At 73.5% G+C, this 11,610-nt stretch carries 10 protein-coding genes; all 10 read right to left on the minus strand.

The genetic code is table 11. The features are described 5' to 3' along the window. Position 1: 1 nt before the first annotated feature. The 10 genes from MicB006_RS18880 to MicB006_RS18925 all read right to left on the minus strand — a co-directional run bounded on the left by MicB006_RS18880 (position 2) and on the right by MicB006_RS18925 (position 11,193). On the minus strand, positions 2-607 hold the full coding sequence (locus MicB006_RS18880) for an EboA domain-containing protein (RefSeq protein WP_116507870.1): 606 nt from the start codon (positions 605-607) through the stop codon (positions 2-4). 34 nt (positions 608-641) lie between these two features. Beyond that, positions 642-1,520, minus strand: a complete 879-nt coding sequence (locus MicB006_RS18885; protein WP_116507872.1) for a sugar phosphate isomerase/epimerase — start codon at positions 1,518-1,520, stop codon at positions 642-644. Next, entirely contained in the window at positions 1,517-2,404 is an 888-nt protein-coding gene (locus MicB006_RS18890; protein WP_116507874.1) for an SCO3242 family prenyltransferase, read from the minus strand. Before MicB006_RS18890 ends, MicB006_RS18885 begins: the two co-directional genes overlap by 4 nt. Beyond that, on the minus strand, positions 2,401-3,549 hold the full coding sequence (locus MicB006_RS18895) for an inositol-3-phosphate synthase (RefSeq protein ID WP_116507876.1): 1,149 nt from the start codon (positions 3,547-3,549) through the stop codon (positions 2,401-2,403). The genes MicB006_RS18890 and MicB006_RS18895 overlap by 4 nt, the downstream gene beginning before the upstream one ends. A 209-nt stretch (positions 3,550-3,758) precedes the next feature. Continuing rightward, the gene (locus MicB006_RS18900) at positions 3,759-4,931 is read right to left on the minus strand and encodes a Gfo/Idh/MocA family protein (RefSeq protein WP_370013497.1); all 1,173 of its coding nucleotides are present in this window, start codon (positions 4,929-4,931) and stop codon (positions 3,759-3,761) included. Between the two features lie 53 nt (positions 4,932-4,984). After that, positions 4,985-6,037, minus strand: coding sequence for a substrate-binding domain-containing protein (locus MicB006_RS18905; protein WP_073831219.1), 1,053 nt, complete (start codon positions 6,035-6,037; stop codon positions 4,985-4,987). Positions 6,038-6,130: 93 nt separating this feature from the next. Continuing rightward, positions 6,131-7,222, minus strand: a complete 1,092-nt coding sequence (locus MicB006_RS18910) for an ABC transporter permease (RefSeq protein WP_116507879.1) — start codon at positions 7,220-7,222, stop codon at positions 6,131-6,133. Further along, entirely contained in the window at positions 7,219-8,787 is a 1,569-nt protein-coding gene (locus tag MicB006_RS18915) for a sugar ABC transporter ATP-binding protein (protein ID WP_116507881.1), read from the minus strand. Before MicB006_RS18915 ends, MicB006_RS18910 begins: the two co-directional genes overlap by 4 nt. Further along, positions 8,784-9,962 (minus strand): ROK family protein, encoded by a 1,179-nt coding sequence (locus MicB006_RS18920; RefSeq protein WP_073831216.1) that lies wholly within the window; start codon positions 9,960-9,962, stop codon positions 8,784-8,786. Before MicB006_RS18920 ends, MicB006_RS18915 begins: the two co-directional genes overlap by 4 nt. 214 nt (positions 9,963-10,176) lie before the next feature. Then, positions 10,177-11,193 carry a YihY/virulence factor BrkB family protein gene (locus MicB006_RS18925; RefSeq protein ID WP_116507883.1) on the minus strand — a complete coding sequence of 339 codons (1,017 nt, stop codon included), beginning with the start codon at positions 11,191-11,193 and terminating at the stop codon, positions 10,177-10,179. Between the last annotated feature and the right edge of the window lie 417 nt (positions 11,194-11,610).

Raw genomic sequence — 11,610 nt, forward strand, 5'->3', positions numbered from 1 at the left:
GTCACGCCTCCGTGGTGGGGATGGTCAGCCGGCGCAGCAGGTCGGCCGCGTCGTCGGGCATGGTCCGGCCGGCGGCGTGCCGCTCGGCGGCGAACGCGGCGAGCATCCGCGCCAGCTCGCCGTCGGCGCGGTCGGCCAGGCTGTCGACCACCGCCAGCGGCACGCCGGTGAACACGCACTTGAGCACCGCCTGCCGCCAGGCCGGCTGCTCCAGGTGCCGGGCGTACGGGCCGAGCGCGGCGGCGACCAGCCGGGTGTCGTTGGTGCGGATCGCGTCGTGCAGCAGCGGCACGCACTCCGCCCCGATGGGCAGCAGCGGCAGCGCGCGCAGCACGGCGCGTTTCTCGGCGCCGTCGCCCTGCCGGTAGAGCGTCTCCGCCGCGGCGGCGTGACCGCCCGGCAGCGTTGTCAGCAGCAGCGCCCGCGCCGCCTCGTCGGCCGTCCAGCCGGGCGGGTCGGGCAGCGGCCCGCGACCGCACCGCCGGGGGGCGGTGGCGAAGAACCGTTCGATCGCCGTGGGTTCGGTAGCGACGCGGCGCAACGCCGCGTCCAGCCACTGCGGATCGGGTACGCCCCGAAGCGCGGCGCGCAGTCGGTCGGGTGTCATGCCGTCTCCCCTCTGCCGGGTGGAAGGTGGTGGGTCACCGCCCCTCGCCGCGCGAGGCGGCGGCGCGCAGGAAGTCCAGTGAGCGGGCGGCGACGGCCGGGGCCGCGTGCGAGTGCCGGGGCAGTTCCACCGCCACCAGCCCGCGGTAGCCGGCGTCGGCCAGGGCGCGCAGCACCGGCGGGAAGTCGATCTCACCGGCGCCGAACTCCAGGTGCTCGTGCACGCCTCGGCGCATGTCGTCGATCTGCACGTTGACCAGGTGCTCGGCGACCTCGGACACGCACTGCGGCACCGGCAGCGGCTCCAGGCAGCGGCAGTGGCCGATGTCGAGCGTGATGCCGAAGCCGGGCGGCGCGCCGAGCGCCTCGCGCAGCCGCCACCACCCGGCGATGTCCTCGACGAACATGTCCGGCTCCGGCTCGAAGCCCAGCGTCACGCCCTCGTCGGCGGCCTCGGCGCAGACGGTCGCGCAGCCGGCCACCAGGCGGTCGGCGGCGACGTCGGGCGGTACGCCGGGCGGGCGTACGCCGGCCCAGAAGGAGACCGCCTCCGCGCCCAGCTCGGCGCCGATCCGCACGGCCCGGCGCAGGAACTCCACCCGCCGGGCGGGGTCGTCGTGCAGCAGCGTCGGCGCGTGCTTGTGCCGGGGGTCGAGCAGGTAGCGGGCGCCGGTCTCGACCACCACCGCCAGCCCGAGCGCGTCCAGCCGGCGGCGTACGGCGGCCACCCGGCGGATCAGCCCGGGGGCGAACGGGTCCAGATGGTCGTGGTCGAGGGTGAGCGCGACGCCCTGGTAGCCGAGGTCGGCGAGGACCGCCAGCGCGTCGCCGAGGCGGTGGTTGGCGAAGCCGTTGGTGCCGTACCCGAAACGCAGCGCGCCCGGGCCGGACAGCGGGTCGGGCACAGCTGTCATGTCGGCGAGATCAGTCGGGCCAGGCGGCGGCCGAGCGGGGCGGCCCCGGCCACGGCGAGGCCGAGCAGCCGGGCCCCGGCGCGGGCGGTGAGCGCGCCCTGCAAGGCGGGCAGCCCGGTGATCCCGGCCCCGACGGCTGCGCGTACCCGGGCCGGTGACGGGTCGGCGAGCACCCGGACCTGCGCCCGGCCGTACCGGGCGGCGTACCCCGCCGCGAGCACCGCGGGCACGAGGTGACCGAGCCGGCCGGAACCGCTGCGGGCCGTGGCGGCTGGTGGCGTGGGCCGGGCCGGGGTGGCGAGCGCGATCAGCGCGGTGCCGGCCAGCGTGAGGCCGGGTAGCCGCCGGTCCGCGCCGGTCACCTCGCGGCGGGACAGCGCGGTCACGGTCCAGGTGTGCGCGGCCACTGTGAGCGCGGCCGGCAGCGCCCGGACCACCCGGCCGCCGGACGCGCCGAGCAGCACGTCCAACCCTCGGCAGGCGGCCATCACCGCCGGGCCGGCGGCGGTGTTCTTGGCGCGCAGGTCGTACCCCCAGATCGTGGCGGCGAGCGGGAGCGCGACCGCTGCCGCCCGGCGGCCCCCGGCGGCGGTGGCTACCGCGAGCCCGGCGGCGGTCAGGCCGGACGCGACGCCGAGTGCCACCGACGGGCGCACCCGGCCGGACGGGATCGGCCGCTCCGGCCGTTCGACAGCGTCCAGCCGCCGGTCCGCCCAGTCGTTGGCGGCCATCCCGGCCCAGTAGAGCAGCACCGACGCGCCGGCCAGCGCGGGCGCCCGGCGGTCGAGCGCACCGGCCGCGGCGGCGCCGGACAGCACGTCCCCGGGCACCGACAGCGCGGCGGGCGCCCGGACCAGCTCGGCCAGGTCGGCCAGGCGGGTCACTGCGACATCCGGGCGTGCAGGCCGGCGGTGAAGTCCCGCAGCACCGTCCACTGCTCGCCGAGCGCGTGGCCGGTCGCGCCGAGCGGGTCCTTGAAGAAGAACGCCAGCTCGGTCAGCGGGCCGTGGCGGCCGGCGGCGTGCGCGGCGGCGGTGAGCCGGGCCAGGTCCAGCACGAGCGGCGCGGCGAGCGCCGAGTCGCAGCCGTGCCAGGTGAACTCCATGCGCATGCCGGTGCCCAGGAAACCGGCGAACGTGACCAGATCCCAGGCGGTCTTGAAGTCGCCCAGCTCCTCGACGTACTCGATCCGGGTACCGCCCTGCGGCAGGTAGCCGAGCGTCTCGGCGAGCACCCGCTGCTTGCTGCCCACCTTCGCGGCGTTGGCGGCCGGGTCGGCGAGCGTGGCGCCGTCGCCGCCGCCGAGCAGGTTGGTGCCGGACCAGGAGCGCACGGCGAGGTGCCGCATCGCGAACATCGGCGCGAGCACCGACTTGAGCAGCGTCTCGCCGGTCTTGCCGTCGTGCCCGGCGTACGGCAGTCCGCGTTCGGCGGCGAGCGCGGCCAGGGCCGGCAGCCGGGCTCCCGTGGACGGGGTGAAGTCCACGTACGGGCAGCCGGCGGTGAACGCCGCGTACGCGTACGCGGAACTGGGCGGCAGCACGTCGGCCGCACTGGTCAGCGCCTCGCGCAGCGTGGCCAGGTCGCTGTGGGCCGGGTGCGGTGCGGGCGCCGGCTCGGTGGCGGCGACGTTGACCACCACCACCCGGTCCAGCCCGTGCCGGGTGCGAAACTCGGTCAGGTCGCGGACCACAGTGGCGATCCGCTCCCCCTGGTCGCCCTCGACCGGCGCGGGCCGTAGCGCCGCCTCGACGGCGGCCAGGTCGGGCGCCACGGCGTCGGCCAGCCGGCCGGGCAGCACCCCGGCGGCGGCGAGCGCCTCGGCGCGTTTGGTGAGCGGGGTGGCGACCACGTCGTGGCCGCCGAAGACGAGATCGGCGAAGCCCGGCAGGGCGGGCCCGCGCAGGGCGGGCAGCTCGGTCACGCATCCGGTCGGCGCGGTGAGCCCGGCCCGCAGGGCCAGCCCGCCGACCATGGCGGTGGTGGCGACCGAGCCGCGCGCGCCCACCAGCCACACACCCGTACGCATTCGCGCTACCTCCCCAGGTAAGGCCGGTCCGCCGGTGCGGCCGGGGAATCCCGGTCCGGCCGCACCGGAGGGCCGTGCTGGTCGTGCCGGCGGACACCGGCGGCACGCTCCCCGGAGCCGGCCTCGTCCCCGCCGCGGGGCGCAACCGCGGCGGGCCCTCGCCGGCCGGCGCCGGTGAGTGTCGGCGGACCCCGTGGGGCCGCCTCAGGTCAGGCGGAAGCTTCGGCCAGCGCGGGTTCCACCTCCGTCCAGGCGGCCCGCTCGGCCGAGCGGGTCACCGCGTCGAGCACGAGCTGGACCTGCAGCGCGTCGGCGAACGACGGAGCCGGGTCGGCGCCGGTGGCGACCGCCTCGACGAAGTCACGCGCCTGGTGGGTGAAGGAGTGCTCGTAGCCGATGATGTGGCCGGGCGGCCACCACGCGCCCAGGTACGGATGGTCCGGCTCGGTCACCAGGATCCGGCTGAAGCCCTGCTCGGCGGCGGGCCGGGTGGCGTCCAGGAACTCCAGCTCGTTGAGGCGTTCCAGGTCGAACACGACGCTGCCGCGCGAACCGTTGATCTCGACCCGCAGCGCGTTCTTACGGCCGGTGGCGAACCGGGTCGCCTCGTACGTGGCCAGCGCTCCCCCGTCGAGCCGGGCCACGAACACCGCCGCGTCGTCCACTGTCACCTGGCCTGTCGCGCTGCCGTTGCCGTCGGCCTGCGCGGCCAGGCCGCTCGACCCGGCGACGAGCGGTCGCTGGCGCACGAACGTCTCGGTCAGCGCGCTGACCCCGGTGATGAGCTGACCGGTGACGAACTGGGTCAGGTCGATGATGTGCGCGCCGATGTCGCCGAGCGCGCCGGAGCCCGCCCTGTCCTTCTGCAACCGCCACACCAGCGGGAACTGCGGGTCGACGATCCAGTCCTGGAGGTAGACCGCCCGGACGTGCCGGATCTCGCCGATCCGCCCGTCGGCCACCAGCTGCCGCATCAGGGCGACCGCCGGCACCCGCCGGTAGTTGAAGCCGCACATCGCGCGTACCCCGGACGCCCGGGCCCGGGCCGCGGCCTCGGTCATCTCCCGGGCCTCGGCGACGCTGTTCGCGAGCGGCTTCTCGCACAGCACGTGCTTGCCCGCGGCGAGCGCGGCGAGCGCTATCTCGCGGTGGCTGTCCCCCGGCGTGCAGATGTCGACCACGTCGATCTCGTCGGACTCGACGAGCCGCCGCCAGTCGGTGGTGTAGCCGTCCCAGCCGAGCCGGTCGGCGGCCTCGGCCACCTTCGGTTCGTCCCGGCCGCAGACGAGCGCCATCCGCACCCGGGCCGGCAGGTCGAACACCCGGTTCACGGTGCGCCACGCCTGGGAGTGCGCGGCGCCCATGAACGCGTAGCCGACCATGCCGACCCGCAGGATGCTGTCGTGACTGGACAAGGTGGGTCTCCCCCCGTGTGTCAGAACCCGAGCTTCAGGTAGTCGCTCGCGTTCTCCTTGGTGATCGTCTCGGAGGCGAGCACGATCTCCTTCGGTACCTGGAGTTCGACCAGGTCGGACATGCCCTTGCCCTGGCCGATCAGGCGAGCCAGGGAGATCGCCGAGGAGGCCATCGACGGGCTGTAGGTGACTGTGGCCTTGAGGACCGTGTTGTCGGCGGCGATGTCCTCCATGGCCTTCTTGGAGCCGGCGCCGCCGACCATGATGAATTCCTTGCGGTTGGCCTGGTTGACCGCGGCGAGCACGCCGATGCCCTGGTCGTCGTCGTGGTTCCAGACCGCGTCGATCTTCGGCAGCGCCTGGAACAGGCCGGTGGCGGCCTGCTGGCCGGAGTCGACTGTGAACTCCGCCGGACGCCGGTTGGCGACCTTGAACCCGTACGAGGCGAGCGTGTCGGCGAACCCCTTCGACCGTTCCTGGGTCAGCTCCAGCGACTCGATGCCGGGGATCTCACCGATCACCGGGTTGCTCACGCCCTTGGCCTTGAGCTGCTCGGCGATGTAGGTGGCGGCGGCCACCCCCATGCCGTAGTTGTCGCCCTTGATCTGGCACCGGTAGGCGCGCGCGTCCGGGAAGGCCCGGTCCAGGTTCACCACCGGGATGCCGGCCTTCATCGCCTCCAGGCCGAACGCGTTGAGTTCCTTGCCGTCGTGCGGCAGCAGCACGATCACGTCGGGCTTCTGCGAGATCAGCGTGGACAGCGCCGCCCGCTGGGCCGCCGCGTCCGCGCCGGCCTCGACCGACTTCAGCTCCACGTCCTGGTACGCCCCGGCCTGCGCCTTGGCGTTGTTGGTGATGGCGGCGATCCAGCCGTGGTCGGCGGCCGGGGCGGAGAAGCCGATGGTCACCTTCTTGCCCGGCTCGGTGTTGGCGCCGGAACCGGCCGCCTTGGTCTGTGCCTCGGTCGGGCTCTGCTCGTTGCTTGTGCAGCCGGCGAGCAGCACCCCGGCGGAGACCGCGGCCCCGCCGAAGAGCAGCCGGCGGCGGGACAGGTCATGGCGCGGTGTTCTCATGACGCCTCCTGGGATGAGGTGGTGGGGTGGTTTCGGGTGTGGCGGGCCGGACCACCGTCGGTACGACGGCAGCCGGGGTGTGCGCGGGTGGGGTCAGGTGGTGGTGGTGGCCCGGTTGCGGGCGAGGAGCTGGGTGAGACTGCCGAACTGCACCTGCTGGACCAGGACGGCGGCGACGATGATGCCGCCCTTGACCATGTTCTGGGCCTCGGCGGAGAGGTTGTTGATGGCGAACAGGTTGGTGATCGTGGAGAAGATGATCACCCCGAGCAGGGAGCCGATGATCGTGCCCCGCCCGCCGCTGAGCAGCGTGCCGCCGATGATCGCGGCGGCGATCGCGTCCAGCTCGTAGAGGTTGGCCATCGCCGCCTCGGCGGAGGTGGCCTGCGCGGTCAGCATGACCGCGGCGATGCCGCAGCACAGGCCGGAGAGCGCGTAGAGGAGCACTGTGTGCCGGCGGACGTTGATGCCGGCCAGCCGGGCCGCCTCCGGGTTACCGCCGACCGCCACCGTACGGCGGCCGAACGTGGTCCGGTTCAACAGCACCCAGCCGGCCGCCACCACCGCGACCAGGATGTAGACCAGCAGCGGGATGCCGAGCACGTTCGTGCTGGCGATGCCGTTGATGAACGTGTTGCCCGACACCTGGGTCTGCTTGTCGGAGATCTCCGCCGCCAGCCCTCGGGCGGCGACGAGCATGGCCAGCGTGGCGATGAACGGCACCAGCCGCCCGTACGAGACGAGCAGCCCGTTGACCACGCCGACGGCGAGCCCGACGGTCAGCGCGGTGAAGATCATGCCGCCCGCGCCGTAGCTCTGCGTGGCCACCGTGGTGCACCAGACCCCGGCCAGCGCGACGATCGCGCCCACCGACAGGTCGATGCCCCCGCCGATGATCACGAAGGTCATGCCGACGGTGACCACGCCGACCACCGAGGCGAGCTTTCCGATGGTGAGCGTGTTGCCCCACACCCAGTTCGGGTCACCGTAGAGGTCGGGGCGGGTCAGGATGCCGATGACCACGAGCACCACGAGCACGGCGAGCAGGCCGAGGTTGCGCTTCGCGCCCTCCCCGCCGTCGCCGCGCCACCAGGAGAGCTTCGCCGGCGCGTCGACCTTGGCGGTCTCCGTCCGCTCCACCGGCGGCGACTGCGCGGGCAGCGAGGTGTCGGTAACGTCGCTCATGCCGGTGCGCCTTCCATGAGGGACCCCGCCATGACGAGGTCGAGCACGGTGTTCTCGTCCAGTTCGCCGGCCGGCGCCTCGCGGACCACCCGGCCCTCCCGCATCACCAGCACCCGGTCGGCCAGGCCCAGCACCTCGGGCACCTCGCTGGAGACCAGCAGCACCCCGACGCCACGGGCGGCCAGATCGCGGATCACCTGGTACAGCTCGGCGCGGGCGCCCACGTCCACGCCCCGGGTCGGCTCGTCGAGCAGCAGCAGCCGGGTGCCCCCGAGCAGCCACCGCCCGACCACCACCTTCTGCTGGTTGCCGCCGGACAGCGTGCGCACCGGCCGCCGAACGTCGCGGGGCCGCAGCTCCAGCGACGCGGCGATCCGGTCCGCCTCGGCGCGTTCCCGTCCGACGTCGGTGAAGCCGAGGCGGGCGTACCTGCTGAACGTGGCGAGCGTGACGTTGCGGTAGATCGGTTCGCCGAGCAGCAGCGCCTGGCTCTTGCGCTCCTCCGGCGCCATGCCCATCCCGGCGCGCACCGCCGCGCCCACACTGCCGGGACGCAGCGTCCGGCCGTCCACCCGGACCGTCCCGGCGTGCGCCCGGCGCGCGCCGAAGATGGTCTCCAGCAGCTCCGACCGGCCCGAGCCGACCAGCCCGGCGATGCCGACGATTTCTCCCGCCCGGACCCTGAGCGAGACGTCGGCGAACTCGCCGGGCCGGGTCAGCCCGTCCACCCGCAGCAGCTCCGTGCCGCCCCCGTTGTCGGCCGGGCGCTGCGGGAAGACGTACTCGATGGTCCGGCCCGTCATCCGGGCCACCAAGTCGCGGGTCGGCGTCTCGCGGGCCGGCAGGCTCGCCGCCGTGGTCCGGCCGTCCTTGAGTACGGTGACCCGGTCACCGATCTCGCGGATCTCCTCCAGCCGGTGCGAGATGTAGATGACCGCGATGCCCTGCGCGGTGAGTTCCCGGATGATCCGGAACAGGTTCGCCACCTCGTCGTGGGCCAGCACCGCGCTCGGCTCGTCCATGATGATCAGCCGGGCCTCGTGGGACAGCGCCCGGGCCATGCTGACGATCTGCTTGCCGGCGGCGGGCAGGTGCCGCACCAGCCGTCCCGGCGGGATCTCCGGGTGGCCGAGCCGGGCCAGGATCTGCCGGGTACGCCGGGCCATGTGCCCCCGCCGGACGAAGCCGAACCGGCGCGGCTCGTGGCCGAGGAACGCGTTCTCCGCCACCGACAGGTCGTCGACCAGGTCGAGTTCCTGGTAGATCGTCGCGATGCCGGCGCGCATGGCGGCCTGCGGGTTGGCGAACGCCGCCGGTTCGCCCCGCCACACCACCTCGCCGGAGTCCGGCCGGTGCACCCCGGCCAGCACCTTGATCAGGGTGGACTTGCCGGCGCCGTTCTGCCCCAGCAGGCAGTGCACCTCGCCGGCCCGCACCTCCAGTTGCACGCCGTCGAGCGCGCGTACCCCCGGGAACGTCTTGACGACGTCGGCGAGGCGCAGCACGACCTCGCCCGCGACGGCGTCGGCGGGCGCCTCGACCAGCGGTTTGCCGGTGTCGCTCATGCTGCTTCTCCGAACGCGAGGTCGCTGGCCAGCACAGCGGCGCCGGCGACGCCGGCGCGCGGGCCCAGCTCGGACAGGACGACCGGCAGGTTGCCGGTGGCCAGCGGCAGCGAGCGGCGGTAGACCACGCTGCGGATCTCGGCGAGCAGGATGTGGCCGAGCTGGGCCAGCCCGCCGCCGATCACGATCATCGACGGGTTGGTGAAGCTGACCAGCCCGGCCAGTACGCTGCCGACCCGCCGGCCGCCGTCGCGGATGAGCTGGATGCAGGAGACGTCCCCCTCGATCGCCCCCTGCGCCACGTCGAGCGCTGTGACCACACCCCGGGCGGCGAACCGCTCGGCCAGCGCCGGGGAGACCTCGGTGCGGGCCGCGACAGTCGCCTCGCGGGCCAGCGCGGCGCCGCTGAACACCGCCTCCAGGCAGCCGACGTTGCCGCAGGAGCACATCGGACCGTTCGGGTCGACCTGGATGTGGCCGATGTCCCCGGCGCAGCCGTCGGTGCCCCGGTAGACCTCGCCGTGCAGGTAGATGCCGCAGCCGATCCCGGTGCCGATCTTGATGAACAGGAAGTCGTCGACCGAGTGGGCGACGCCGCCGTGCCGCTCCCCGATCGCCATGATGTTGACGTCGTTGTCCACCACCGCCGGGCAGCCGTGCTCCCGGGTCAGCAACTCGCGGACCGGGAACCGGTCCCACCCGGGCATGATCGGCGGGGAGACCGGTACGCCGTCGCGGAAGCTCACCGGGCCTGGCACGCCGATGCCGACCGCGTCGAGCCGCTCGTACGCGCCATCGACCTTGGCCTTGTGCAGCAGCTCGTTGACGCGCTGGAGCGTCACCTTCGGGCCGGAGCGGATGTCGGCGGACTCGGTGTAGGCGGCCACCGGCTCCAGCCGGCCGTTGACCACCTCCACGTCGATCGAGCTGGCGCCCAGGTCGACAGCGGCGAACCGCAGGTGCGGGCTCAGCTCGACAAGGGTGGAGCGCCGCCCGCCCCGGGAGGCGGCCAGCCCGGCCTCGGCCACGTACCCGAGGGAGACGAGCCGTTCCAGCTCGGCGAGCAGGCGCGGGCGGGGCATCTGGAGGCGGTCGCCGAGTTCGGCGCGGGACACCGCGCCCTCGTCCCGGAGCAGCCGCAGAAGCCGTACGTGCAGGGGGTCGACCGTCCGCACCGGCAGTCACCTCCGCATCGGAAGTCCGTCACATCGACAGCGGCGATGTGTGTTGTGTCCGACACAGTAGGAGCCTTCCGGGCCGCATGTCCATAGCTTCGGCACGCCTGATGCAAACTTTTGTCCATACGAACAAAAGAAGCTCCGGATCATGAAAACGCGCCACCCCGCCCGAGGACGTCCGGGCGGGGCGGCGCGGTGTGCGGCCAGCAGATCAGTGGTGGGAGGACGTGTTGCCCTTCTTGCGCAGCTTGCGGTCGTCGCGCAGCTCGACGTAGGGCTCCTCGTCGGCCGGGTGCCCGGCCGCGATGGCGCGGCTGCGCTCCAACTCGGCGTCGAACTCCGCGCCGAGCAGGATCGCCACGTTGCTCAGCCAGAGCCAGACCAGGAAGATGATCACGCCGGCGACCGCGCCGTACGTCTTGTTGTACGAGCCGAAGTTGCTGACGTAGAGCGCGAAGAGGCCGGACACCACGAGCCAGAGCACCACCGCGAGCACGCCGCCGGGACTGACCCAGCGGAAGCCGCCGTGCCGGGCGTTCGGCGAGGCCCAGTAGAGGATCGCGAACATCAGGCTCACCAGCACCAGCAGGACCGGCCACTTGGCGATGTTCCACACGGTGACGGCTGTCGAGCCGAGCCCGATCGCGTTTCCGGCCTGCTCGGCCAGGCCGCCGGTGAACACCACGATCACGGCGCTGATCAGCAGCATCACGCCGATCACCGCGGTCACGCCGAGGCGTACCGGCAGCGTCTTCCAGATCGGCCGGCCCTCCGGCACGTCGTAGATGCTGTTCGAGGCGCGCATGAACGCGGCGATGTAGCCGGAGGCGGACCAGAAGGCCGCGATCAGACCGATGACCGCCGCGATGCTGGCCAGCCCGCCGGACTGGCCGGCCTGGTCGATGGCGCTCTCGATGATCTTGCGGATGTTCTCCTCCGGCACCGCCTGCCCGACGGTGTCCCGGACCCCCTCCGTGGCCCGGTCGCCGAGCAGGCCGAGCAGCGAGATCAGCACCAGGACGCCCGGGAAGATGGAGAGCACGCCGTAGTAGGTGAGCGCGGCGGCCCAGTCGGTCAGGCTGTCGTCCTGGAACTCCCGGACGGTCCGCTTGAGCGTCGTCATCCAGCCCGTCGCCGTCAGATCGGTCGGGCTGTCCGGACCGTCGTCCGGGCCCACCGGCCCCGTGTGGTCGCGCCCGTCGCGGGCGGGAGCCTCGTCGGCGGCCATGGCACCTCCTCGTCGCTCGTCGTCAGGCACGACATGCCCTGACCGGGGCGGCGATAACCCCCCGTCGGCAAAACCGGTCCGTCCGCCGCCGCCCCGCTCCCGCCCCCGCCCTCCGCTCTGCATCCATCGGCGCACATGGTCACGCAGCGTGTCCGTTGCTCCGGTGGTTGCAGAGCAAGACCGGCGGGCGCCGCACCCCGCATCCGCCCGGACGGCACGCACGACCGAAGATCCCGGCGAGTCGCCTTCCCCCCGAGCCACCACTCGCCACCATCTCCACGACGGTCACGAGGAGTGGAACCGCATGGGTGTCAAAAGGCGGTGGAGGCACCCATGGCGTTCCACTCCGCCGTGCCCGCCGGCCACCGGCGCGAGGCGGGTCCGGCTCGCGGGCGGCGCCTGCGCCATTTCGGCGAA

Source organism: Micromonospora sp. B006 (genome assembly GCF_003408515.1).
GTDB lineage: Bacteria > Actinomycetota > Actinomycetes > Mycobacteriales > Micromonosporaceae > Micromonospora > Micromonospora echinospora_A.